The sequence below is a fragment of the Streptomyces sp. NPDC005181 genome, assembly GCF_040608395.1.
In the GTDB taxonomy this organism is placed as follows: domain Bacteria; phylum Actinomycetota; class Actinomycetes; order Streptomycetales; family Streptomycetaceae; genus Streptomyces.
Genome location: NZ_JBEXID010000004.1, coordinates 16,550 through 40,694, shown reverse-complemented (window position 1 = coordinate 40,694; position 24,145 = coordinate 16,550). Strand labels below are relative to the sequence as shown.

Annotated in this window: 25 protein-coding genes; 17 read left to right on the top strand and 8 right to left on the bottom strand. The window is 69.4% G+C overall.

The genetic code is table 11. From position 1 onward, the window contains the following. Positions 1 to 221: 221 nt before the first annotated feature. The 3 genes from ABZV38_RS04235 (at position 222) to moaA (ending at position 3,396) form a co-directional block, all read left to right on the top strand. Positions 222 to 587: a DUF485 domain-containing protein gene (locus ABZV38_RS04235; RefSeq protein WP_356324368.1), complete on the top strand. Its 366-nt coding sequence runs from the start codon at positions 222 to 224 to the stop codon at positions 585 to 587. Then, on the top strand, positions 584 to 2,224 hold the full coding sequence (locus tag ABZV38_RS04230; RefSeq protein WP_356324366.1) for a cation acetate symporter: 1,641 nt from the start codon (positions 584 to 586) through the stop codon (positions 2,222 to 2,224). The genes ABZV38_RS04235 and ABZV38_RS04230 overlap by 4 nt, the downstream gene beginning before the upstream one ends. Before the next feature lie 182 nt (positions 2,225 to 2,406). Beyond that, a complete protein-coding gene (gene moaA, locus ABZV38_RS04225) occupies positions 2,407 to 3,396 on the top strand; it encodes a GTP 3',8-cyclase MoaA (protein WP_356324364.1) in 990 nt (329 codons plus the stop codon). Positions 3,397 to 3,420: 24 nt separating this feature from the next. Here the strand turns inward: moaA and ABZV38_RS04220 are convergent, their stop codons facing one another. Further along, the gene (locus ABZV38_RS04220; RefSeq protein WP_356324645.1) at positions 3,421 to 3,624 is read right to left on the bottom strand and encodes a hypothetical protein; all 204 of its coding nucleotides are present in this window, start codon (positions 3,622 to 3,624) and stop codon (positions 3,421 to 3,423) included. A gap of 286 nt (positions 3,625 to 3,910) precedes the next feature. Beyond that, entirely contained in the window at positions 3,911 to 4,273 is a 363-nt protein-coding gene (locus tag ABZV38_RS04215; RefSeq protein ID WP_356324362.1) for a DUF3099 domain-containing protein, read from the bottom strand. Positions 4,274 to 4,475: 202 nt separating this feature from the next. Between ABZV38_RS04215 and ABZV38_RS04210 the strand changes: the two genes are divergently transcribed. Beyond that, entirely contained in the window at positions 4,476 to 4,754 is a 279-nt protein-coding gene (locus ABZV38_RS04210; RefSeq protein ID WP_356324359.1) for a GlsB/YeaQ/YmgE family stress response membrane protein, read from the top strand. 87 nt (positions 4,755 to 4,841) lie between these two features. Here ABZV38_RS04210 and tyrS read toward each other — a convergent pair whose 3' ends face one another. Genes tyrS through ABZV38_RS04195 form a run of 3 tightly spaced genes read right to left on the bottom strand, consistent with a single transcriptional unit; the run spans position 4,842 to position 9,076 of the window. Beyond that, positions 4,842 to 6,110, bottom strand: a complete 1,269-nt coding sequence (gene tyrS, locus ABZV38_RS04205; protein WP_356324357.1) for a tyrosine--tRNA ligase — start codon at positions 6,108 to 6,110, stop codon at positions 4,842 to 4,844. 51 nt (positions 6,111 to 6,161) lie between these two features. Continuing rightward, positions 6,162 to 7,556, bottom strand: coding sequence for a metallopeptidase TldD-related protein (locus ABZV38_RS04200; RefSeq protein ID WP_356324355.1), 1,395 nt, complete (start codon positions 7,554 to 7,556; stop codon positions 6,162 to 6,164). After that, positions 7,553 to 9,076, bottom strand: a complete 1,524-nt coding sequence (locus ABZV38_RS04195) for a TldD/PmbA family protein (RefSeq protein WP_356324352.1) — start codon at positions 9,074 to 9,076, stop codon at positions 7,553 to 7,555. The genes ABZV38_RS04200 and ABZV38_RS04195 overlap by 4 nt, the downstream gene beginning before the upstream one ends. 379 nt (positions 9,077 to 9,455) lie before the next feature. Between ABZV38_RS04195 and ABZV38_RS04190 the strand changes: the two genes are divergently transcribed. From ABZV38_RS04190 to ABZV38_RS04150, 9 genes are all read left to right on the top strand, one after another. Further along, entirely contained in the window at positions 9,456 to 9,833 is a 378-nt protein-coding gene (locus tag ABZV38_RS04190; RefSeq protein ID WP_356324350.1) for an ATP-binding protein, read from the top strand. Positions 9,834 to 10,333: 500 nt separating this feature from the next. Continuing rightward, the gene (locus ABZV38_RS04185; RefSeq protein WP_356324348.1) at positions 10,334 to 11,227 is read left to right on the top strand and encodes a hypothetical protein; all 894 of its coding nucleotides are present in this window, start codon (positions 10,334 to 10,336) and stop codon (positions 11,225 to 11,227) included. A gap of 44 nt (positions 11,228 to 11,271) precedes the next feature. Further along, complete coding sequence (locus ABZV38_RS04180; protein ID WP_356324346.1) at positions 11,272 to 13,461, top strand: AAA family ATPase; 2,190 nt, start codon at positions 11,272 to 11,274, stop codon at positions 13,459 to 13,461. After that, the gene (locus ABZV38_RS04175) at positions 13,458 to 14,669 is read left to right on the top strand and encodes a restriction endonuclease (protein ID WP_356324343.1); all 1,212 of its coding nucleotides are present in this window, start codon (positions 13,458 to 13,460) and stop codon (positions 14,667 to 14,669) included. The genes ABZV38_RS04180 and ABZV38_RS04175 overlap by 4 nt, the downstream gene beginning before the upstream one ends. 78 nt (positions 14,670 to 14,747) lie before the next feature. Beyond that, on the top strand, positions 14,748 to 15,035 hold the full coding sequence (locus ABZV38_RS04170) for a hypothetical protein (RefSeq protein WP_356324341.1): 288 nt from the start codon (positions 14,748 to 14,750) through the stop codon (positions 15,033 to 15,035). A 5-nt stretch (positions 15,036 to 15,040) separates the two neighbouring features. Further along, entirely contained in the window at positions 15,041 to 15,427 is a 387-nt protein-coding gene (locus ABZV38_RS04165) for a type II toxin-antitoxin system VapC family toxin (protein ID WP_356324643.1), read from the top strand. Positions 15,428 to 15,559: 132 nt separating this feature from the next. Next, on the top strand, positions 15,560 to 16,279 hold the full coding sequence (gene fabG, locus ABZV38_RS04160) for a 3-oxoacyl-[acyl-carrier-protein] reductase (RefSeq protein ID WP_356324339.1): 720 nt from the start codon (positions 15,560 to 15,562) through the stop codon (positions 16,277 to 16,279). A gap of 5 nt (positions 16,280 to 16,284) precedes the next feature. After that, a complete protein-coding gene (gene fabI / locus ABZV38_RS04155) occupies positions 16,285 to 17,052 on the top strand; it encodes an enoyl-ACP reductase FabI (RefSeq protein WP_352264687.1) in 768 nt (255 codons plus the stop codon). 170 nt (positions 17,053 to 17,222) lie between these two features. Further along, entirely contained in the window at positions 17,223 to 17,585 is a 363-nt protein-coding gene (locus ABZV38_RS04150) for a hypothetical protein (protein ID WP_356324337.1), read from the top strand. A gap of 53 nt (positions 17,586 to 17,638) precedes the next feature. Here the strand turns inward: ABZV38_RS04150 and ABZV38_RS04145 are convergent, their stop codons facing one another. Next, positions 17,639 to 18,313, bottom strand: a complete 675-nt coding sequence (locus tag ABZV38_RS04145) for an FCD domain-containing protein (RefSeq protein ID WP_356324334.1) — start codon at positions 18,311 to 18,313, stop codon at positions 17,639 to 17,641. A 121-nt stretch (positions 18,314 to 18,434) separates the two neighbouring features. On the opposite strand from ABZV38_RS04145, the gene ABZV38_RS04140 reads away from it, so the two are divergent. The 4 genes from ABZV38_RS04140 to ABZV38_RS04125 all read left to right on the top strand — a co-directional run bounded on the left by ABZV38_RS04140 (position 18,435) and on the right by ABZV38_RS04125 (position 20,876). Then, positions 18,435 to 19,736: an MFS transporter gene (locus ABZV38_RS04140; protein WP_356324332.1), complete on the top strand. Its 1,302-nt coding sequence runs from the start codon at positions 18,435 to 18,437 to the stop codon at positions 19,734 to 19,736. A 17-nt stretch (positions 19,737 to 19,753) separates the two neighbouring features. Beyond that, the gene (locus ABZV38_RS04135) at positions 19,754 to 19,870 is read left to right on the top strand and encodes an SGM_5486 family transporter-associated protein (protein ID WP_356324330.1); all 117 of its coding nucleotides are present in this window, start codon (positions 19,754 to 19,756) and stop codon (positions 19,868 to 19,870) included. Positions 19,871 to 20,075: 205 nt separating this feature from the next. Further along, positions 20,076 to 20,282, top strand: a complete 207-nt coding sequence (locus tag ABZV38_RS04130) for a hypothetical protein (RefSeq protein ID WP_356324328.1) — start codon at positions 20,076 to 20,078, stop codon at positions 20,280 to 20,282. A gap of 75 nt (positions 20,283 to 20,357) precedes the next feature. Next, positions 20,358 to 20,876 (top strand): histidine phosphatase family protein, encoded by a 519-nt coding sequence (locus ABZV38_RS04125; RefSeq protein ID WP_356324326.1) that lies wholly within the window; start codon positions 20,358 to 20,360, stop codon positions 20,874 to 20,876. Between the two features lie 92 nt (positions 20,877 to 20,968). On the opposite strand, the gene serB is transcribed toward ABZV38_RS04125, so the two are convergent. Both serB and ABZV38_RS04115 read right to left on the bottom strand, forming a co-directional pair. Beyond that, positions 20,969 to 22,246, bottom strand: a complete 1,278-nt coding sequence (serB, locus tag ABZV38_RS04120; RefSeq protein ID WP_356324325.1) for a phosphoserine phosphatase SerB — start codon at positions 22,244 to 22,246, stop codon at positions 20,969 to 20,971. Positions 22,247 to 22,411: 165 nt separating this feature from the next. After that, positions 22,412 to 24,061 (bottom strand): streptophobe family protein, encoded by a 1,650-nt coding sequence (locus ABZV38_RS04115; RefSeq protein ID WP_356324323.1) that lies wholly within the window; start codon positions 24,059 to 24,061, stop codon positions 22,412 to 22,414. Positions 24,062 to 24,145: the final 84 nt, after the last annotated feature.

Below are 24,145 nucleotides of genomic sequence, written 5' to 3'. Positions count from 1 at the left end.
CGAAGCTATCGCTGATCATCCCGGCTCATCAATGAGTTGACGGAATTCCGTTCGAAGGTGGGCCGAAAGGACGAGTTCAAGAATAGGCAAACCACGGTGAACCACTTCGCCGTTCGCTCCGTGCCGTTGTCAGGGGAGGCGCACCACCGACCCCCCGACACCGAGGTCTTCCTGTGAAATCCACCGTCCCCACCACCGCACCCGCGTCGCGAGGAGATTCCGTGGCTACCGATGCATCGCCGCCCAAGGCCAGTCCTGACACCGGCCCTGCCCAGCCCACGACCGAGGAGTTCGTCGAGGTCCAGGCGAGCGCGGAGTTCGCCGAACTGCGCCACGCGCACCGCTCGTTCGCCTTCCCCCTGACCGTTGCCTTCGTCCTCTGGTACCTGCTCTACGTGCTCCTGTCGAACTACGCGGGCGGCTTCATGGGCACCAAGTTGTTCGGCAATGTCAACGTGGCGCTCGTCTTCGGTCTCGCCCAGTTCCTCACCACGTTCCTCATCGCCTGGTTCTACTCCCGCCACGCCGCCACGAAGCTCGACCCGAAGGCCGCCGTGATCAAGTCCCGTATGGAGGCCGACGCATGAGCGCCGCCCACGCCGCGTACCCCACCGTCCAGCTCGCCGCCGAAGGCGCCAGCGAGCACCGGCCGCTGATCATCACGCTCTTCGCGTGCTTCGTCGTCGCGACCCTGTTCATCACCGTGTGGGCAGGCCGGCAGACCAAGGACGCCGCCGACTTCTACGCGGGTGGCCGCCAGTTCACCGGCTTCCAGAACGGCCTCGCGGTCTCCGGCGACTACATGTCCGCCGCATCGTTCCTCGGCATCGCGGGCGCCATCGCGCTCTTCGGCTACGACGGCTTCCTGTACTCCATCGGCTTCCTCGTCGCCTGGCTCGTCGCCCTGCTGCTGGTTGCGGAACCGTTGCGGAACTCCGGCCGCTACACGATGGGCGACGTCCTCGCGTACCGCATGCGCCAGCGCCCCGTCCGCACCGCGGCAGGCGCCTCCACCATCGTCGTCTCGATCTTCTATCTGCTCGCGCAGATGGCGGGCGCCGGTGTGCTCGTCTCGCTGCTGCTCGGCATCACCAGCGACGGCGGCAAGATCGCCATCGTCGGCCTGGTCGGCCTGCTGATGATCGTGTACGTGACCATCGGCGGCATGAAGGGCACCACCTGGGTGCAGATGGTCAAGGCCGTCCTGCTCATCGCGGGCACCGTGCTCATCACCTTCCTGATCCTGCTGAAGTTCCACTTCAACATCTCCGACCTGCTCGGCAGCGCGGCGGAGAACAGCGGCAAGGGCAAGGCGTTCCTGGAGCCCGGTCTCAAGTACGGCGCCACCAGCATCTCGAAGCTGGACTTCATCTCGCTCGGTATCGCCCTGGTCCTCGGCACCGCCGGGCTCCCACACATCCTGATCCGCTTCTACACCGTGCCGACCGCCAAGGCCGCCCGTAAGTCGGTGAACTGGGCGATCGGCATCATCGGCGCCTTCTACCTGATGACGATCGTGCTCGGCTTCGGCGCCGCGGCGATCCTCAAGCCCGGCGACATCATCGCCTCGAACAAGGCGGGCAACACGGCGGCCCCGCTGGCCGCCCTGGAGATCGGCGGCGGCTCCGGCTCCACCGGCGGTGCCATCCTGCTCGCCGTCATCTCCGCGGTCGCCTTCGCCACCATCCTCGCCGTCGTCGCCGGCCTGACCCTGGCGTCCTCGTCGTCGTTCGCGCACGACATCTACGCCAACGTCATCCGCAAGGGCAGGGCCACCGAGAAGGAAGAGGTCCGCGCGGCCAAGTGGGCGACCGTCGCCATCGGCATCGTCTCCATCGGCCTCGGCGCCCTCGCCCGCGACCTGAACGTGGCCGGACTGGTCGCCCTCGCCTTCGCGGTCGCCGCCTCGGCGAACCTGCCGACCATCCTGTACAGCCTGTTCTGGAAGCGGTTCACCACCCAGGGCGCCCTCTGGTCGATCTACGGCGGCCTGGCCTCGTCCGTCCTGCTGGTGCTGTTCTCCCCGGTCGTCTCCTCCAAGCCCACCTCGATGTTCCCCGACGTCGACTTCGCCTGGTTCCCGCTGGAGAACCCGGGCCTGATCTCCATTCCGCTGGGCTTCCTGCTCGGCTGGCTCGGCTCCCTGCTCTCGAAGGAGGAGCCGGACAAGGGCAAGTACGCCGAGCTGGAGGTCAAGTCCCTCACCGGCGTCGGCGCCCACTGACGGGAAGGAACCGACCGAAGAGTTCGCGGCACGCACCGAGCGGTTCCTGCGGTCGCGTCGTAGAGTCCTACGACGCGACCGCGCCGCTCCTCGTGTCAAACGGGCCACCCCCCTGTCACAGGTGTCGCGTAGTCTCGACAGAGTCAGATCCGCAACCGGGATCACCGGGGGAGGGGGCCACCATGCTCATCGACACCTACGATCGGGTCGCCACCGACCTGCGCGTCTCGCTGACCGACCGCTGCAACCTGCGGTGCACGTACTGCATGCCCGAAGAAGGCCTGCAGTGGCTGGCCAAGCCGGACCTGCTCAGCGACGACGAGATCGTCCGGCTCGTCCGTATCGCCGTCACCCGGCTCGGAATCAACGAAGTCCGCTTCACCGGCGGTGAGCCGCTGCTGCGCCCGGGTCTCGTCTCCATCGTCGAACAGTGCGCGGCCCTGACCCCCCGGCCGAAGATGTCACTCACCACCAACGGCATCGGGCTGAAGCGCACGGCGGCCGCCCTCAAGGCCGCCGGCCTCGACCGGGTCAACGTCTCGCTGGACACCCTGCGCCCCGACGCCTTCAAGACCCTCACCCGCCGCGACCGCCACCACGACGTGCTGGCAGGCCTCGAAGCCGCCCGCGACGCCGGCCTCACCCCGGTCAAGGTCAACACCGTCCTGATGCCGGGGCTCAACGACGACGAAGCCCCCGACCTGCTCGCCTGGGCCGTGGACCACGGCTACGAGCTCCGCTTCATCGAGCAGATGCCGCTCGACGCCCAGCACGGCTGGAAGCGCGACGGCATGATCACGGCAGGTGACATCCTCGCCTCCCTGCGCACCCGCTTCACGCTCACCGCCGAGGGCGACGGCGAGCGCGGCTCCGCTCCCGCCGAGCGCTGGCTCGTCGACGGCGGACCCCACCGGGTCGGTGTCATCGCCTCCGTCACCCGCCCGTTCTGCCGGGCCTGCGACCGCACCCGGCTCACCGCCGACGGTCAGGTGCGGACCTGTCTGTTCGCCCGCGAGGAGACCGATCTGCGCGGCGCGCTGCGCTCCGAGGCGCCGGACGAGGAGATCGCCCGGATCTGGCGGCTCGCGATGTGGGGAAAGAAGGCCGGATCCGGTCTGGACGACCCGTCTTTCCTGCAGCCCGACCGCCCGATGTCGGCGATCGGCGGCTAAGGCCGCTGCAGCGGCGAACGGACCTCAGCGCCCCTCGGCCGAGGACTCCCACTCCGCCAGCGTCACGACATCCTTGAGGAAACCGCGCACCCCCAGGAACGAGGAGAGATGTTCCCGGTGCTCCTCGCAGGCCAGCCAGGTCTTACGGCGCTCCGGGGTGTGCAGCTTCGGGTTGTTCCAGGCCAGCACCCATACGGCGGCCGCACGGCAGCCCTTGGCGGAACAGATCGGTGCGGCGGAAGCAGCGCTCTCGGCGGCATTGCCGGGGGAGTCCGGAAAGTTCGGGAAGTTCACGGACTCAACCCTAGGCCAGTCCCCGGGTCGTCCTACTGACGCATCCCCTGCCGGAGAAAGGCGACGCCGAGCAGCCACGGGGGGAGCTGCCCGGCGTCGGTCCGTCGCTCCGACGGGGGATGCGGAGCGCGTAGGAAGTATGTCACGCGGACCAGGGTGCGGTGCACCTGAACTTCGTGATTGATCTGAGCTCTTCTTGAGCATTCGGCGTGCCGGGCGGTCAGCTGTGCTCCTGCGGATCCTGGGTGCTGCGGGCCCGGTCGGAGTCCGCCGGACCGGCCACCGGGGCGGCCTCGAGCACCGGCCTGACGGGTGGCGGGACGAAGGCCGAGGGCAGTGAAGGGGTGTTCTCCCGGCCCGCGTTGGCGATGACCACGGCGACGTACGGGAGCAGCACACCCAGGGCGAGCGCCACGACGGCCACAGGCCTCTCGATGTTCCACAGCACTGCGGCCAGGATCACCGCAACCGTCCGTACGGACATCGAGATCACATAGCGTCGCTGCCTGCCGCGGACATCGTCCGCGAGGCTCTGCCGGGCTCCCGTGATCCGGAAGACCTCCGTACCACTCTGCTTCCGCATCACGTTCCCGACACCCTTCCCCTGGCTCTTCACGAGCATTTCCACGGTACGCCCGGCCTCCGACGGGATCGAGACCGGGGCACGCGGTATTCGTGCACATCAGCACACTCGTGGCACGTATGGACCTGTCCGACATGCGGCGTACGGCCAATGAGCCAAGACTGGCGCACATGCGCGAAACCGCGCCGCACGAGGAGGCGACATGAGTTGGCTGTGGGCAATCATCGTGGGTCTGGTCCTCGGCCTGATCGCGAAGGCGATTCTGCCGGGCAAGCAGCAGATCCCACTCTGGCTGACGACCATTTTCGGCATCATCGGCAGCATCCTCGGCAATGCCGTCGCGGCGTGGATCGGCGTCAGCGACACCAGGGGCATCGACTGGACGCGCCATCTGCTCCAACTGATCGGCGCCGTGGTCATCGTCGGTGTCGGCGACATGCTCTGGACATCGATGCGCGGTACCAGAAAACAGAAGGCCTGAGCGCAGGCGCGGCCGCAACGCGTCCGACGCGGCGACGGCCGGGCACGCATGTCGCGTGCCCGGCCGTCGTGTGCTGTCCGCTGCCGGTCAGCCGGCCGTGACCTCGATGGCCGCGAGGTTCTTCTTGCCGCGGCGCAGCACCAGCCAGCGGCCGTGCAGCAGCTCCTCGCGGGCCGGCGCGGTCTCGCCGTCCACGACCTTGACGTTGTTCACGTAGGCGCCGCCCTCCTTGACCGTGCGGCGGGCCCCCGACTTGCTCGGCGCGAGGCCCACCTCCACCAGGAGGTCCACCAGCGGGCCCAGTTCGGTGACCTCGGCGTGCGGCACCTCGGAGAGCGCCGCGCTCAGCGTCGCCTCGTCCAGATCGCCCAGCTCACCCTGGCCGAACAGCGCCTTCGACGCCGCGATGACCGCCGCGCACTGATCGGCGCCGTGCACCAGCGTCGTCAGCTCCTCCGCCAGCGCCCGCTGCGCCGTCCGGGCCTGCGGACGCTCCTCGGTGAGCTTCTCCAGCTCCTCCAGCTCGGCGCGGCTCCTGAAGCTGAGGATGCGCATGTACGAGGAGATGTCCCGGTCGTCCACGTTCAGCCAGAACTGGTAGAACGCGTACGGCGTCGTCATCTCCGGGTCGAGCCACACGGCCCCGCTCTCGGACTTGCCGAACTTGGTGCCGTCCGCCTTCACCATCAGCGGTGTGGCCAGTGCATGCACCTCGGCGCCCGGCTCCAGGCGGTGGATCAGGTCGATGCCCGCGGTGAGGTTGCCCCACTGGTCGCTGCCGCCCTGCTGGAGGGCGCAGCCGTACCGCCGGTACAGCTCCAGGAAGTCCATGCCCTGCAGCAGCTGGTAGCTGAACTCCGTGTAGCTGATGCCCTCCTGGGACTCCAGCCGGCGGGCGACCGAGTCCTTGGTCAGCATCTTGTTGACCCGGAAGTGCTTGCCGATGTCCCGCAGGAACTCGATCGCGGACATGCCCGCGGTCCAGTCCAGGTTGTTCACCATGACTGCGGCGTTCGCGCCCTCGAAGGAGAGGTACGGCTCGATCTGGGAACGCAGCCGCGTCACCCAGTTCGCGACCGTCTCCGGGTCGTTCAGCGTCCGCTCGGCCGTCGGCCGCGGGTCACCGATCTGGCCGGTGGCCCCGCCGACCAGGGCGAGCGGCCGGTGCCCGGCCTGCTGCAGCCGGCGCACGGTGAGCACCTGTACCAGGTGGCCCACGTGCAGGCTCGCCGCGGTCGGGTCGAAGCCGCAATAGAACGTGACGGGACCGTCCGCGAGAGCCTTGCGCAGTGCGTCCTCGTCAGTGGACTGGGCGAACAGCCCGCGCCACTTCAGCTCGTCGACGATCTCCGTCACTGTTCTGTGTCTCCCTGTTACGTGTGCTGATCTGCCACGGTCAGTCTAGGGTCACACGCCGAGGCTGACCGAACTCATATTGAAGTCCGGGATCCGCAGCGCCGGCATCGCGGCCCGGGTGAACCAGTCGCCCCACTCGCGCGGCAGCGTCTTCTCGGTACGGCCCGCCTCGACGGCCCGCGACAGAAGATCGACCGGCGACTCGTTGAACCGGAAGTTGTTCACCTCGCCGACCACCTCGCCGTCCTCCACCAGATACACCCCGTCCCGGGTGAGCCCGGTCAGCAGCAGCGTCGCCGGATCGACCTCCCGGATGTACCAGAGGCAGGTCAGCAGGAGGGCCGGGCCGGTCGTCGCCGCCACCATCTCGTCCAGCGACCGCTCTCCACCGCCGTCGAGCACCAGGTTGTCGATCGCCGGAGCCACCGGCAGCCCGGTCAGTCCGGCCGTGTGCCGGGTGGTCGTCAGACGGTCCAGCCGGCCGTCCCGGATCCAGTCGGTCGACGACAGCGGCAGCCCGTTGTCGAAGACGGAGGCGCCGTCCCCGGAGGAGTGGGCGATCACGAACGGTGCGGACTCGAGCCCGGGCGCGTTCGGGTTGCTGCGCAGGGTCAGCGGCAGCTCGGACAGCGTCTCGCCGAGCCGGGTGCCACCCCCCGGCTTCGAGAAGACCGTCCGGCCCTCGGCGGCGTCCCGGGCCGTCGACGACCACAGCTGGTAGATCAGCAGATCGGCCACGGCGGTGGGCGGCAGCAGCGTCTCGTACCGCCCGGCGGGCAGCTCGATACGGCGCTCCGCCCAGCCCAGCCGCTGCGCCAGCTCCGCGTCCAGCTCGGCCGGGTCGACATCCTTGAAGTCCCTGGTAGCCCGGCCCGCCCAGGCGGAACGCGACCGGTCGGGGGACTTGGCGTTCAGCTCCAGCGTCCCGTTCGGCTGGTCGTGGCGCAGCCGCAGCCCCGTCGACGTGCCCAGATACGTCGACGTCAGCTGGTGGTACGCGAAGCCGTACAGCTCGCGGCCGCCGGCCCGGGCGCGGGCGAAGGCGTCACCGAGCGCCGGGGCGAACTCCGCGAACACCTCGGAACTCGTCTCGGCCGGGGCATCCGTGAAATCGGGGGACGAGGGCACGCCGGTGACCAGCGGCTGCGCGTCCTCGGCGGGCCCGGCCCCGCGCGCGGCGGCCTCGGCGGCCCGCACCAGCGGCTCCAGGTCGTCGGCGGTGACCGCGGAACGGGAGACCACACCGGACGCCGCGCCCTCGGCGCCGTCCACCGTCGCGATGACCGTCAGGGTCCGCCCCCGGGTCACCCCGTTCGTGGTGAGCGCGTTGCCCGCCCAGCGCAGATTGGCGGAGGAGTCCTCGTCGGCGATGACCACACAGCCGTCGGCGGTGGACAGCTCGAGCGCGCGCTCGACGATCTCGTACGGCTTGCTGACGCGGCTCATCGGCCCGCCTCCTGCGTCGTATTGAGGATGTTCACGCCTCGGAAGAGGGCGGAGGGGCAGCCGTGCGAGACGGCCGCGACCTGGCCCGGCTGGGCCTTGCCGCAGTTGAAGGCGCCGCCCAGGACGTACGTCTGCGGGCCGCCGACCTTCTCCATCGAGCCCCAGAAGTCCGTCGTCGTCGCCTGGTAGGCGACATCGCGCAGCTGACCGGCCAGCTTGCCGTTTTCGATGCGGAAGAAGCGCTGCCCGGTGAACTGGAAGTTGTAGCGCTGCATGTCGATCGACCAGGACCGGTCGCCGACCACATAGATGCCGCGCTCCACCCCGCCGATCAGATCCTCCGTGGACAGCCCGCCGGGATCCGGCTGCAGGGACACGTTCGCCATCCGCTGTACGGGGACGTGGCCCGGCGAGTCGGCGTACGCACACCCGTTGGAACGGCCGAGGCCTGTCAGCTTCGCGATCCTCCGGTCGAGCTGGTAGCCGACCAGCGTCCCGTCCTTGATCAGGTCCCAGGACTGGCCCTCGACGCCCTCGTCGTCGTACCCGATGGTCGCGAGCCCGTGCTCGGCGGTGCGGTCGCCCGTCACGTTCATCACCGGCGAGCCGTACGCCAGCTTGCCCAGCTGGTCGAAGGTGGCGAACGAGGTCCCGGCGTACGCCGCCTCGTAGCCCAGCGCCCGGTCCAGTTCGGTGGCATGGCCGATCGACTCATGGATCGTCAGCCAGAGATTCGACGGATCGACGACCAGGTCGTACGTCCCCGCCTCGACGCTCGGCGCGCGCATCTTCTCGGCGAGCAGCCCCGGAATCTGCTCCAGCTCGGAGTCCCAGTCCCAGGCGGTGCCCGTGAGGTACTCCCAGCCGCGGCCCACCGGCGGCGCGACGGTCCGCATCGAGTCGAACTCACCGGTCGTGCCGTCCACGGCGACGGCGGTGAACTGCGGATGCAGCCGCACCCGCTGCTGGGTGGTGACGGTGCCCGCCGTGTCCGCGTAGAACTTGTTCTCGTGGACGGTCATGAGCGAGGCGTCCACATGCGCGACACCCTCCGCGCCGAGGAGCCGGCTGCTCCACTCGGCCAGCAGCCCCGCCTTCTCCTCGTCCGGCACGGAGAACGGGTCGACGTCGTACGCCGACACCCAGGTCCGCTCGCCGTGCACCGGCTCGTCCGCCAGCTCCACCCGCTCGTCGGACCCGGCCGCCGCGATCACCTTGGCCGACAGCTTCGCCATGGCGACCGCCTGGGACGCGACCTTCGCCGCCGCGTCCATGGTCAGATCCACGCCGGACGCGAACCCCCACGCCCCGCCGTGCACCACACGCACCGCGTACCCGAGATCGGTGGTGTCCGAAGTCCCGGCGGGCCGGGCGTCCCGCAACCGCCAGGACGCACTGCGCACCCGCTCGAAGCGGAAGTCCGCATGGACGGCGCCCAGCGCGCGGGCCCGGGCCAGCGCCGCGTCGGCGAGGGCCCGTAGCGGCAGGGCCAGGAATGACTGATCTACCTCGTGGGCCACGAAGGGCTCCCCTCATTTGACGGTCTTGGCAGTGAATCATGGAGGAGTCCGTCGGCGAGCGGCTACTGGTTTGCGGGCCGCGAGCGTGCTGCACGGCAGTAGGCTGATCGCTGCGGATGGCTGGGGGGCCAACAAGCGGTACGGGCAGGGCCGACGCAGTACAGCAGGCAGTGGGGAGCGGGCGCGACAATGGATGTTTTCGGGGTTCACCAGAGGCTGATCAGTGACTACGACGCCTTCACTAGCTCACTGGTCGGTGTGAGGGACCGCGAAATCCAGCGGCACCTCGACGAGGAGCGGGAACGCAAGGCCCGCTGGCCGGATCCCCGAATCTCGCTCAATCCGAATTTCCGCAGCGGGGGCACTGTCGCCGAACTCGATGTCTGCTTCCCCGCGCAATCTCCGGGCGGCTCGTGGCCTCACCGAGGCGACGCTCCTCGGCGCGGGTGTCGACCCCGAACTCGTCGACTCCGCCCAGCTCGTTCTCTCCGAGCTCTACGGCAACGCCGTCCACGTCTGCGGCGACTACGTCCCCCTGGTGGCTGAGGTCGAGTTGACAGCGGCCGGTGTCTGGGTTCGGCTCCATGACCCGGACCGGCGCCGCTTCCCGCATCGGGCGGGGGTTCAACTTGACGACCCCGAAATCGAATCCGGTCGGGGGCTGCCGCTCATGGACTTCCTCGCGCCTGGCTGGGACATCACGCTGACGCCCGTCGGCAAGCAGATTTGCTGCCTGCTCCGGCATGGTCGCGGCTGACCATACACGTCATCAATTGCCGTATTGGCGTGCGATTTCGACGATTGTCAGTCCCTCGGGGTAGTCTCCCGATCACGCCAGGTTGACGGTCAACTTCCGGTACGGCGCCGAGGGTTGGGGAGATGGTGGATGGTCGGGCGCGAAGTGTCACCGGCGGATCACCAGGACAAGGAAATCCGTGCAGTTCTCAAGCGGCTCGTTGCCGCCGGCTGGGCGTTGCGCAAGGAAGGGCACTGGGGGCGGCTGTACTGTCCCTGCGCCGGAGGGGGCTGTCTCGCCATTCCGATACCCGGCACGGCGAGGAACCCAGGGCGCACGGCACGCAACATCGAGCGGCGCGCGAAACTCTGCCCGCTCCCCGAAGGTGACCCGCGCCGTGCCCTTGGTGGAGGTGTTGTCGTTTGACAACGCGCAAGAGGTGGGTAAGTCTGCCCTTGCAGGGGTGGCGCACCCTGGCGCGGAGGCTGGTGAGGGCACGCTCGAAGGGGGTTAAGGGCGAAATGGAGTATGAGTTTCTCTTTGTCGTGGACGGAGTCAGCGTGGACGACGATCTGGCGGTCGGTGTCATCTTCGACGAGTTCGACGGGCTGCTCACCCGCCACCGGGACAAACATCTACTCGATCTGGCCGAGTGCGGGGACGGTGCCATCGACGCTGCTCACCGCCTCGTCGTCCGGCTACGGAAAGAGCTGCCGCAGCTGAGGCTGCTGCGGCTGGACCCGGATCTGGTCGGTGTGTCGGACATTGCCGAGCGGACGGGCCGCAGCCGGCAGAACGTTCTGCAATGGGTGAACGGCGAGCGGCACACGGGGGCCGGTACGTTCCCGGAGCCGGAGGGCACGGTCGGGCGCTCATTGGTCTGGCGCTGGGCAGAGATCAACACCTGGCTGGCGGGCATCGGCGAGCAGGTCGGTGATGCCGGAGCGACCCGGGAGGATGCTCTGCACATCGACTTCATGCTGCCCCGCTGGCAACAGGCGCTGGCCGACGGCCTGCCGATTGTGCGCTTCGTGCACAGCCAGCAGGACGAACGCTCGGAGGACCGCGCCGGCGTGGCGCGGCTGCTGGAAGGCACACTCTCCGCACCCGGACTGCTCGACATGATCTCTGCCTTCCCCCGGGCCGAACGCCAGCGGCTGACCGTGGTCTGTGCCGTGCTGCCGGACCGACTGAGCGCGGTCGTCGCGCGGATACGCGAGGACGAGACCTGGGTGATGCTCGCCTTCCAGGGAGAGAAGAACGAACTGCATCTGATGCCGGTCGCCGCGCGAGACGTCCCAGGGGCGCGGCCCGTGTCGGAACTCGGCCTCGGGGACGACGCGACCGTCGGCGATCTGCTGCTGGTCGTCGCCAACGGCGCGGTGGAGCCGACCACCCCAGTCGCCCTCGGCTGAACGCCGCACAAAGGCCCTCGCGGGCGCCCCTTGGAAAGGAAGCCGTGCCCACCGCCTTCGAGATCAGCGCCCGCGCCGTACGCCAGGCCGCGACCGTCCTCGCCGACCACCTCCAGGACGGCCTGCCGTTCCGCGAGCTCCGGCCGCTGATCCACGCTGCTGACCCGACGCTTGCACAGGACTGGCACGCTCTCGGCGCCGCGGTGACCACCGATATCGACCGCAACCTCAGCTTCACGGCCACCACTCTGACCAAGGCTGGCTGGCTGACACGGGCGAACCGCACCTGGCGGCTGACCGGCCTCGGCGTCGAGGCCCTGCACGCCTACCCGGATCCGGGGACGTTCTTCTCCGAGGCCGGCACTCGGTACGCCCACTGGAGGGCCGGGCGCCTTTACTTCGATGCTGCCGCCAAACTGCTCTCCGAACTGCCCGACGACCGGTGGGTGAGTATCGAGGACCTCGCGGCCGAGTACGAGATCGACCCCGAGGCCCTCGCCGCCTGCCTCCAGGGCACCAGGCCCGAGGGCTGGCATCTCGCGCTCTCCCCCGATGGTGAGGCAGGTTTCGGCACCACGCTGCTACCGACCGAGATCGGGGCTTGGCGCACCCTGCTGGAGCGCGACGAGCTCTACGACGAAGCCGCCTCCGGCATCGACACCGTACGGGCACTGCCCGGCAAGCGGCTCACCGCCGAGGAGATCACCGCGCTCGTGCTCGGGGAGGAGCCCGGGCAGGACAGCATCCCCCAGCGGCCGCGCAGGGTGTGGATCATCCGAGGTACGGACGCCGGTGGCGCCAGCCTGATCCGCAGCCACTGGCGTGACGAGGGCGTGGTGACCCTGTCGGCCGACCGGTTGCCGGCCCTCGCTCAAGGCGCCGGCCCGCAGCGGGTCCGCAAGGCTGTCGACGACGCGGACTCCGGGGCCACTGCTGCCCAGCGAGACCGCCGCGCGGAAGAGCTCCACACCTTTCTCTCCCGGATACAGGAGGGGGACATCGTGGTGTGCACCGACGGCCCCAAGGCATATCTGGGCGTGGTGCGGGGCCCCGCCGTCTATACGGACCCGCTCGAGGACGCGGCCCACTTCGCCCGATCGGTCGCCTGGCGGAACCTCGACGCGCCTCTCGACTTCGTGCGCGATCTTCCTGCCGAGCTGACTGGCCGGGTCGCCGACGCGGACGCGCGGATCGTTGACATCAGCGAATTCGCCTCCCGGCTCGAGCCGCTCGTCGGGCCCGAGCCGGAGCGCGCCACACCCCCGCCGGACATCACGGCGGAGATTCCCGATGCCACCGAGGAGTTGGCTGGCGGCCTCTTCCTGGACAACGCCTACTGGCTGCAGGAAAGCGTCGAGCTTCTCCGGGGCAAACCGCAGCTGATCTTCCATGGCCCTCCGGGTACGGGAAAGACCTACACCGCCCTCGCCCTCGCCCGCCATCTGACAGGCGGCAGCCCCAACAATGTGCGACTGGTGCAGTTCCACCCCGCTTACACCTACGAGGACTTCTTCGAAGGGTTCCGCCCACGGCTGCCGAAGAAGAAGGCGTCCGACGGCCCTGCCGAGAAGCGCGAGCGGGACGCCGACACCTCGACCGGCCTTGTATTCGATCTCGTCCAGGGCCCGCTGCGCAGGCTCGCGGACGCGGCCGAGGAACGCCCTGCCGAGGTTTTCGTCCTGGTCATCGATGAGATCAACCGCGGCAACCTCGCCAAGGTCTTCGGCGAGATGTACTTCCTGCTGGAGTACCGCAAGGAGTTCGTGCACCTCCTCTACGGCTCCGACGAGGGCCGCGGCTTCCGGCTGCCGCCCAACCTCTACATCATCGGCACCATGAACACGGTGGACAGGACCGTGGCGCTGATGGACGCGGCGATGCGCCGCCGGTTCTCCTTCGTGGAGCTGCACCCGGACGTCCCGCCCCTCACCGGCCTCCTCAGCCGCTGGCTCACCGCGAACAACCACCCGCTGGATGCCGCGCTGCTGCTTGACGAACTCAACCGCCGCATCGCCGAAGGCCCGGCGAACGACCGGGACTTCCGCGTCGGGCACTCGTATCTCATGCAGTCCATGGCCCACAGCAGTCCGCAGTCCATGGACCTCATCTGGCGCAGCCAGGTCATACCGCTGCTTACCGAATACCACTGGGGCGACGGGACCGACATCGAGGAGACGTACGGCCTGGCCGGCATCAGGGAACACCTCGGGCTGCAGCCCGGCGGCGGCGCATGACGAGCGAGGAGCCCGTACGGCTCCGCGAAGGGGATGCGTGGTCCGAGCGGACTCTGACCCCGGAGCAGGTGTGGGAGCTGGACCGGTCCGAACTCATCGAGATACGGGCCACGGGCCGTGCGGGCACGTACCGCTTGCGTGCCAGGGACCGGGTGGGGGCTGTCCGGCTCGGGCGCGGTCCCGGCCGGGTACGGCTGTTCATCGAGCCCAAGATTCCCGTCGACCGGCTCATGTACCTCCTCGGATATGCGCCGAGCCGGCTCCTCTGGCAGGACCAGCAGGTCGACGCGGTGGCCCGCGCCGACCTCTTGCCCGCCGTCGCGCACGCGTTCAACCGCGCCGCTCGGCGGGCTCTGCGAGCGGGGCCGCTGTTCGGTTACCGGGAGACTGATGACACTCTGCCGGTGCTGCGTGGCCGGCTACGGGCCTCCGCCCAGCTGAGCAGGCGCCCGGGGCTCGTGGTGCCACTGGAAGTGACGTACGACGAGCACAGCGTCGACATCGCGGAGAACCGGCTGCTGCTCGGCGCGGTCCGCAGGTTGTTACGGGTTCCGGGCCTGGAGTCACGCCTGCGCGCCGAACTGCAGGGATTCGCCGCACAACTGGACGGGGTGAATTCACTCGTCCCCGGGGCACCCGTACCCGCCTGGCAGCCGAGCCGCCTCAATCAGCGCTACCAGCCGGTACTCGCGCTGGCGGCACTGATCCTGGGCGGCGCCTCCTACGAGTTCGAGGATGGACGCAACGTGTCCGTCGACGGCCTGGTGTTCCGGATGTGGCAGGTCTACGAGGACTTCCTGGGCCGGGCACTGGGTGAAGCGCTGGTGAAAGCCGTGGGTGGCCGGGCGGAGCCCGCGGACCGCAATCACCACCTCGCCGTCGGGAGGCGCCACGTCCTGAAACCCGACCTGATCCATTACCTCCCGAGGGCCACAGGCGTACCCGTGCCCGCGATCGTGGTGGACGCCAAGTACAAGCGTGGCTTCCGCCGCGAGGACCTGTACCAGATGCTCGCCTACTGCGTACGTCTCGGACTCGACGACGGTCACCTCGTGTACGCAGGCGGCAGACCGGGCGTCGTACGCGTACCGGTGTCGGGCAAGGAGATCAGGCTGCACAGACACGTCCTGGACCTGAGCCTGCCGCAGGCGGAGCTGAGCAGCCGCATCGACGAGCTCGCGGAAACGCTCGCGCGGTCACTGCCGTAAGCACGGACCGGCGTTGTAGGTACAATCTTGGAGTGTAGGTACTTTCTTGGCTGCATGCTGAAGGGAGCCCCGCCCCCGATGAGCGCAATCTCCGTCCGAGAGTTCTCGTACAACCCGAGCGCCGTCTTCGCCCGCGTGGAGAAGGGGGAGGCGGTCCAGGTCACCCGGCATGGCAAGGTGATCGCCATACTGCTGCCCGGCTCCGGGGCGACATCCCGGTATGCGGACCTGGTGGCTCAGGGGAAGATCCGGCTCAAGGCCGCGACCACCTCGGACCTCGACCACTTCCCGCGATACGACCTCCCCTCAGGCTCTCTCGATCCGCTGGAGCTTCTCCTGGCCGAACGCGAGGAGGACGACCGTTGATCTATATGGATTCCTCGGCGCTCATCACTCTGCTCACAGGCAGGCCGGGTGCCGCCGAGCTCAGGACATTCCTGTCCGATCGGCCCGGGCTGCCCTTGGCTACCAGCACCATCGGCATCGTCGAGACCGTCCGGCAGCTCGACAAGGCCGGATCATTCCCCAACGCACTGTCGGATCTGGACGGGATGGTCACCGAGATCCTGCTGACGGAAGAGGTCCGGGATCTGGCCACCAGGGTCTCGGGGGCCCTGAGATCCCTTGATGCCATTCACGTCGCGAGCGCGCTCGTCATCGGCGGAGCTCTTGACTCTCTGATCACGTACGACAAGCGCATGCTCGACTCAGCGAGGGAAGAGGGCCTCTCCGCGCATGCGCCCGGAATGGTGGAATGAGGCCGGGCCGGGTGCCAACTGTAGGAACCCCACAGCGCCTCGCGGAAGCCACTGTCAGGGGCCGATTCCTCGTGGAGCGCCTGGTACCGATAGGTTTTCGAGGTACCAGACCGCTATCGAAAGGGTGATCCGTTGAGCCGCTCGGTTCTCGTCACCGGAGGAAGCCGGGGCATCGGCCTCGCCATCGCCCGCGCTTTCGCCGACAACGGCGACAAGGTCGCGATCACGTACCGCTCGGGCGAGCCGCCCCAGGCTCTCACCGAGGCAGGCGTTCTGGCCGTCCGGTGCGACATCACCGACAGCGAGCAGGTGGAGCAGGCCTACAAGGAGATCGAGGAGAAGCACGGTCCGGTCGAGGTGCTGGTCTCCAATGCCGGTATCACCAAGGACCAGTTGCTGATGCGGATGTCCGAGGAGGACTTCACGTCCGTACTCGACACCAACCTCACCGGCACCTTCCGGGTCGTCAAGCGCGCCAACCGCGGCATGCTGCGCGCCAAGAAGGGCCGCGTCGTCCTCATCTCCTCCGTCGTCGGTCTCCTCGGCTCGGCGGGGCAGGCCAACTACGCCGCCTCCAAGGCCGGTCTGGTCGGCTTCGCCCGGTCTCTGGCGCGCGAGCTCGGCTCGCGGAACATCACTTTCAACGTCGTCGCGCCCGGTTTTGTCGACACCGACATGACCCAGGTGCTCACCGAGGAGCAGCGCAAGGGCATCGTCGCCCAGGTGCCGCTCGCCCGCTACGCGCAGCCCGAGGAGATCGCCGCCGCGGTGCGCTTCCTCGCCTCCGACGACGCGTCGTACATCACTGGAGCCGTCATCCCCGTTGACGGCGGATTGGGCATGGGTCACTGACCGCCATGATCGGAATTCTCGACGGCAAGCGCATCCTCATCACCGGTGTGCTGATGGAGTCGTCCATCGCCTTCCACACCGCCAAGGTGGCCCAGGAGCAGGGGGCCGAAGTCATCCTGACCGCCTTCCCCCGGCCCACGCTGACGGAGCGCATCGCCAAGAAGCTGCCCAAGCCCGCCAAGGTCATCGAGCTGGACGTGACCAACACCGAGCACCTGGACCGGCTCGAAGGCCTGGTCCGTGAGGAGCTCGGTTCCCTGGACGGCGTCGTCCACTCCATCGGCTTCGCACCGCAGGACGCGCTCGGCGGCAACTTCCTCAACACCCCGTTCGAGTCCGTCGCCACCGCGATGCACGTCTCGGCGTTCTCGCTGAAGTCGCTCGCCATGGCCTGCAAGCCGCTGATGAGCGAGGGCGGCTCGATCGTCGGCCTCACCTTCGACGCACAGTTCGCCTGGCCGCAGTACGACTGGATGGGCCCGGCCAAGGCCGCGCTGGAGGCCACCTCCCGTTACCTCGCCCGCGACCTGGGCAAGGACGGCATCCGCTGCAACCTGATCTCGGCGGGCCCGATCGGCTCGATGGCCGCCAAGTCCATCCCGGGCTTCTCGGAGCTCGCTGACGTCTGGAACACCCGCTCCCCGCTCTCCTGGAACATGGCTGACCCGGAGCCAGCCGGCCGCGGTGTCGTCGCACTGCTCTCGGACTTCTTCCCGAAGACCACGGGCGAGATCATCCACGTCGACGGTGGCGTGCACATGATGGGCGCCTGACCTCGTAGAACCCTGTACGAAACGGCCGCGTACCACCGTCCGAGCAGGTGGTACGCGGCCGTCGTGCGTCCCCGCCCGGCCGTTCGCCCGCTCAAGTCGAAAAGATGGTCGATGCACCGCAGAATGTGGTGGAACCGGACTTTTGGTCAGGCTGCGGGGAGGAGATCGCTGTGCGCCCCACACGTCGCCGAACCTGGGCCCTGCTGGCGGCCTCGGTCGCCGTCGCCGCGCTTGTCGTCCCCCTGGGCATATCCGGGCTGGGGTGGCCCGGGGCGTCCGCGCCGACCGCCCCCACCCCGGACCCGCACGGCGCCGACTGCCGTACGTCGGTCCAGGGCTCCTGGGTGGTCGCCTACTGCCACAACCCGTACCCCACCAGCGACCGGGTACAGCTGCACACCGAATGCGACCGTTGGTGGGACATAGACGCGGACGGGATACCCGTCGACGTCGCTCCCGGACAGACGGTACGGCTCGACGACCGCTGCTGGAAGGAAGTCGCCTCCGTCTGGGTCACCCACCAGCGGATATAGAAGCCCGCTCTTCCCGCTCTTCCCGCTCTTCCGGATCTTCCGGAACGCGGGAATCAGACCCGGTCCACCAGGCAGCTGAGCGCATGACTCGCGGCCTCGGCGGCCGCCGTCTCCGCGTCACCGGCCCGGATCGCCTCGACCAGCCGCGCATGGTCCATATGGTTCTCCGGCCGCAGCTCGTGCCCGACATCGACCCGGAGATAGTCACGCAGCAGATCGCCCAGGTCGGCATAGAGGCCCGTCAGCACCTCATTGTGCGAGGCGGCGACCACGGCCAGATGCAGCGTCGCATCCGCGGCCACGAACGCCTCCGCGTCACCCGCGGCCCAGGTCTCCTCGCGACGCGCCATGAGCGCGTCCAGCTGCTTCAGATCCCGCTCGGTGCGCCGGGCGGCCGCCAGCCGGGCCGCTGACGACTCCAGCGTCGACCGCAGCTCGGCGACATGACGCGGGTCGGCGGACGCGAACCGGCGGTGCATCACCCCGGCCAGCTCACTGGTGGCGACGACATACGTGCCCGATCCCTGCCGGATGTCCAGCAGCCCGTTGTGCGCGAGCGCGCGCACCGCCTCGCGGACGGTGTTGCGGGCCACCCCCAGCTGCTCCACCAGTTCGGGTTCGGTCGGAATCCGCGAACCGACGGGCCACTCGCCCGAGGTGATCTGATTCCGCAGCTGGGCGATCACCTGGTCGGCGAGAGCCGACCGCCGCGGGGACGTCAAAGCCATGATGCTCCTTGCTCCGGCCCTCGGGGCTTCCGCATTTTCCGGTTCCCGGACTTCTCGGAGGTTTCCGAAGACTCTCGGTCGAGTGGACAATCAATCATCCCATCATTCTATGATGGACCCCATGCCCGACGACGAGACCCAGCTCCAGACCTCGCCCCCGAGCCGGCACACCGCCACGGCGACCGCCGCCGTGGACTCCCCGGCACCGCAGACCTCGCAGCCCACCGCCGGACCCGGCCCCTGGGCGTTCCGTCTGATCGCCGTCGGTCTCGTCCTCACCGCGCTCAACCTCCGCCCCGCCATCACCAGCCTCGGCGCCCTCCTCGAAGAGGTACGGGACGGGCTGCACATGAGCGGCAGCGTCGCCGGCGTCCTCACCTCCGTGCCGCCGCTCTGTTTCGCGGTCTTCGGCATCATGGCGCCGCGCCTCGCCCGCAGATTCGGGCCCGCCGCGGTCGTCTGCGCCGGCATGGTCGCCATCGCGGCCGGTCTGGTGATCCGGCCGTTCGTCGGCTCCACGGCCGGCTTTCTCGCCGCCAGCGCGCTCGCCCTCATGGGCATAGCCGTCAGCAACATTCTGATGCCGGTGATCGTCAAGCGCTGGTTCCCGGACCGAGTCGGCTCCATGACCGGTCTCTACTCGATGGCGCTCGCCCTCGGCACCGCGCTCGCCGCAGCCGTCACCGTGCCCATGACGGACGCGCTCGGCGGCAGTTGGAATGCAGGCCTCGGAATCTGGGCCGTGCTCGCCGCTGCCGCGGTCCTGCCCTGGATCCCGCTGACGCGGGACCGCCGCGGTGCCCACGGACAGTCCACCGCCCCGCAGCACGGGGACGCCCCTGCCCTGCGGATCACCCGCAGCCGCACCGCCTGGGGCCTCGCCTGCTTCTTCGGCCTGCAGGCCACCGCCGCGTACATCGCCATGGGATGGATGCCGCAGATCTTCCGCGACGCCGGGGTCTCGGCGGGCACGGCGGGCGTCCTGCTCGCCGTGACCATGGCCATGGGTGTGCCGCTCGCCTTCGTCATCCCGCGGGTCGCCGCCCGGATGAAGAACCAGGGCCCGATCGTCGTCTTCCTCTGCGTCTGTGGCCTCATCGGCTACGCGGGCCTGTACCTCGCACCGGCCGGCGGCGCCTGGGCCTGGGCGCTGCTCCTCGGCATCGCCAACTGCGCCTTCCCGCTCGCCCTCACCATGATCGGCATGCGGTCCCGCAGCGGCGCCGGAGTGGTCCGGCTGTCCGCGTTCGCCCAGTCCACCGGCTATCTGATCTCGATCCCCGGTCCGCTGCTCGTCGGCGTGCTGTACCAGCACAGCGGCGGCTGGGGACTGCCGATCGCGCTGATGGCAGGCTTGATGGTGCCGCAGATGGTGGCGGGAATCCTGGCCGGGCGGGACCGGACGATCGAGGACGAATGCTGAGATGCGAGACTGGCCTCATGCCAGTGCTCGATCCGAATCCCCAGAACGGTCAGAAGAAGCTTCTCCTCGTACTCGGGGCGATGCTCGTGATCACGGTGATCATCGGAGTGATCGCCTCGATCGCCTCCCCCTGACGCCTCTCTCCGACGCCTCGGCTGCGCCGCCGCCTCCCTCCTGCACTTCTCGCGCGTTCCGCGGCCTGCGGGCCGATGGTGGGGCTAGCACCACCATCCCCTAGGGGGCCAGGGTCAGGGTGAAGTGGGTGGGTCACCGGATGGGACCGGCACCCCCGCATCCGTAAGTTCTGGGTATCAGAACCGACGCCCCACGGAGGCGGACATGGCGGCCCGTACGTACACCCGATCCCCCCGCCCGACCTCTGCCGGTGTCGAGGTCAGGCTGCCGTGGTGGGCCGTCGCGCTGCCCGCAGTCGCGTTCGCCGCACTGCTGCTGCTGATCTCCGGATCCGGCGAGGCGCACGCCGCAACGGGCGATTCGGCGATCGGTCAGTTGCTTGAGCGAATCGTGGACCTGCTGGCCCTCTGACCCCGTTCACCCGCAGCGGGGGGAGCCCCCCAACACCCTGCGCCGGGCGTCTCATTTCGTGCGAAGCTGAGGTGTATGAGCGTCGATACACCTCGCAGGATCGTCCTACTCAGGCATGCAAAGGCGGAATGGTCGCAGGACTCCGACCATGAGCGGCCGCTCGCGGAGCGTGGCCGCAAGGATGCCCCCGTGGCAGGCCGCAAACTCGTCGACTCCGGCATCGTCATCGATCTGGCCCTGTGCTCGACCGCCGTCAGGACGCGCGAGACCTGGAAGCTGGCGGTGCACGAGATGCCTCACCGGCCCAGGACCGTGTACCCGGAGCGGCTGTACGAGGCCTCCCTCGGCGAGCTGATCGCCCTGCTGAACGAGACCCCCGACGACGTACGGAACCTGCTGCTCATCGGCCACAACCCCGGCATGCACGCCCTCGCGGACGCCCTGGCGGGTTCGGCGGAGGGCGAGACCATGGCCCGGATGACCCGCGGCGGCTTCCCGACCGCCGCGTTCGCCGTGATCGAGTTCTCCGGCTCCTGGAAGGGCGTGGAGCACGGGGTGGGCAAGCTCGTCGAGTACTGGACGCCGAACGACTGATCCCGCCGCGGTACGCGGAAAGGCCCCGGCACGGGGACGCATGGTCACGAGTGCCGGGGCCTGTCCCGTACGCGAGATACGAGGCCGGTCGGTCAGTCGACGAGACCGTCGGCGGCCTCGACCTCCTCACGGGTGATCCCGAGCAGATACAGCACGGTGTCCAGGAACGGCACGTTCACCGCGGTGTGCGCGGCCTCGCGGACGACCGGCTTGGCGTTGAAGGCGACTCCGAGACCGGCCGCGTTCAGCATGTCCAGGTCATTCGCGCCGTCGCCGATCGCGACGGTCTGCGCCAGCGGCACCCCGGCCTGCTCGGCGAAGCTGCGCAGCAGCCTGGCCTTGCCGGCCCGGTCCACGATGTCGCCGACGACCCGGCCGGTGAGCTTGCCGTCGACCACTTCCAGAGTGTTGGCAGAGGCGAAGTCGAGCCCGAGCCGTTCCTTGAGATCGTCGGTGACCTGGGTGAACCCGCCGGAGACGACGCCCACTTGGTAGCCGAGCCGCTTCAGCGTACGGATCAGCGTGCGGGCGCCGGGCGTCAGCCGCACCTCGGCGCGCACCTTGTCCACCACCGACGCGTCGAGCCCTGCCAGGAGCGCCACCCGCGCGTGCAGCGACTGCTCGAAATCGAGCTCACCGCGCATTGCCTGCGCGGTTACCTCGGCGACCTTGTCCTCACAGCCGGCGTGGGCCGCGAACAGCTCGATGACCTCGTCCTGGATGAGCGTCGAGTCGACGTCCATGACGACCAGCCGCTGCGCACGGCGGCTCAGTCCGGCCGACACGACGGCGACATCGACCCCGATTCCGGCGGCCTCGGTGGCCAGCGCGGTCCGCAGCTCCGCGGTCCCGGTGCCGGACACGGCGAACTCGACGGCCGTGACCGGATACTTCGCCAGCCGGAAGATTCGGTCGATGTTGCCGCCCGTCGATGTGATCGTGGCCGCTATGGCAGCGGTCGACTCGGCGGTCAGCGGGTGTCCGAGGACGGTCACATGGGAGCGCCCGTAACCACGCGGCCGGTTGTCACCGGTTCCGGAGATGATCTCGGCCTGCAGCTTCAGCGAGTCGGCCCAGCTGTGCACGGTCGCCCGCAGATCGCCCTCGGTGGTGCCGGCCGCGGCGATACCACCGGTGGGAGCGGTGACCAGCGCGCACAGGACGATACGGCCACGGGTGACGACCTGCTCGATGTCGACGACATCCACCGCGTAGGCGGCGAGCGTGTCGAAGAGCCCGGCGGTGATGCCGGGACGGTCCTTCCCGAAGATCTTGACGAGAAGGGTGGGGGTGTCGGTGCCCTGACGGGACGCAGGGGCCTCAGGGTGCTCAGGAGACGGGGAAGACTGAGGGGGCTGAGATGCGCTCATGGTGCCTCCACCGTATCGGTCCGCCTCACACGCCCGAAGCCCCGTCCCGCGGACCGGACACCGGGAAGGGATTCCCGACCGGCGCGTTTCCAAGCCGGTCCGGCGCTCGGGAACGGAGCTTTCACCCGGCGTTCTCGCACCCGCCCCACGGCCGAGGAGACACGTTCACCCCCGCGCGGGAGGCCGATCCGGCGGCGCTTCCCTGTCCCGCTGCGCCGGCCCGGGCCCCGGGGGCGGCACCTTCGGCGGGGTGGGCGGGCCGATCGGTCCCACCACTGTCGGCGCCCCATGGATCGCGTCCGTCGGATGCGGGCGCAGATATGGGTTGGTCTCCGCGTGCGACGGCCGGTACGGCTGCGACGGCGTATACGGCCCAGGCACCGGACCACCGCCGGCGCCGTCGCCGCGGCCCGACGATCCCGCCGGAATCGCAGGAACCGCTCCCGTCCCGCACGCCACCAGCGCTCCCACCCCACCCGCACCCGCACCCCACACCGCACCCAGCACCGCAGCCATCCCCAGATGCCCGTGCAGCTCGATCCCGGCCCCGAACGCATCGAAGCCCAGCACCGAAAGCGATCCATCCGCGGACACCTGCGTCAGCCACACCAGCAGCGGCAGGGCCGCCGCCGTCACGCCTCCGAGCCGCAGCGCACAGCGCCCCGCGAACCCGGCGGCAGTCGCCTCTCCCCGGTCGGTACGGGTCGCGGCCAGCGCCCCCGCGTACAGCATCATCACCGCGGCGGCGACCGCCAGCAGCCAGACCCGGTGGTCCAGTTCGGCCAGCCGCCCGACCGTCACCGGTTCGTCGGCGGACATCCGCAGCAGCCCGTCCAGCGGGTCGGGAAGCAGCTTGGCCAGCTCGCCGGTCGCCTGTCCGTCCCACGGTACGAAGAGGCCGAGCGGCACCCCGAGCCACGTCCCGTTCGGCGCCCCGAGCAGTGCGGCGCCCGCGATGCGCTTCGGGTGGTCGTCGCCGACCGCCGCGTACGCCGCGGCCGCGCACCCGGCGACCACCGCCACGAGCAGCACCGACACCAGCGCGGACACCGCCGGACGGACGGTCCGGTGCAGCCACGCCAGACCGGACGGCAACGGCGTACGACGCGAGGCCAGTACCGCGATCACCAGCACCCCGAGCACCCAGCAGACCCCGCCCACCAGCGACTTCGCCGCGTCGACCGTGAACCCGACATGGGCCTGCGCCCGCGCGAGATCCGCCAGCCGGTCCGGCAGCAGCCCGCCGAGGTCGCCCAGATCGCCGAGCCCGTCCGGCAGCAGGTCTCCGATGCCCCCGGCCCCACCGGGCAGATCGCCGTCCGTCCCCGGTACGTCGTCCAGACCCAGCGACGCACCGTCGATCGTCACGACATCGTGACCCGCCCAGGCCAGCCCGCCGAGCACGGCGACGAACATCACCACCACCGCTCCTGCGCGGACCGCGAGTTCGGCACCGGGCAGGACCGCTCCCGCCCCACGCAGCGATCGCAGGAAGAAGAAGGAGAGGAACAGCGCGCCGGCCAGCCCCACCCCCAGCGGTGTCACGGACAGGGCGGCGTGCGCCTCGGCCCCGTCGAGCCCGAACGCCGAGACATCGCCCGACGGAGAGACCGATCCGCCCGCCCCCAGCACCACCACGGCGGCCGTCATCGGCCCCAGCGCCCCGGCCGAGTCGGCGCCGAGCAGATGCAGTCCGAGGGCCGCCGTCCCCGCCATCGCGACCATCGCCCAGCTCACCGAGGCGATGGCGGCCAACACCACATCCCCCCAAGGGATGTGCCTCGTACCGCCGCCCCCGGGCACGTCTCTCGCCATCAGGACCCCCTCAATTCGCACCGAGATGCCCTGAGTTGATCTATTCGCTCATGATCCGTACGCACTCATGGGCGCTTACTACTC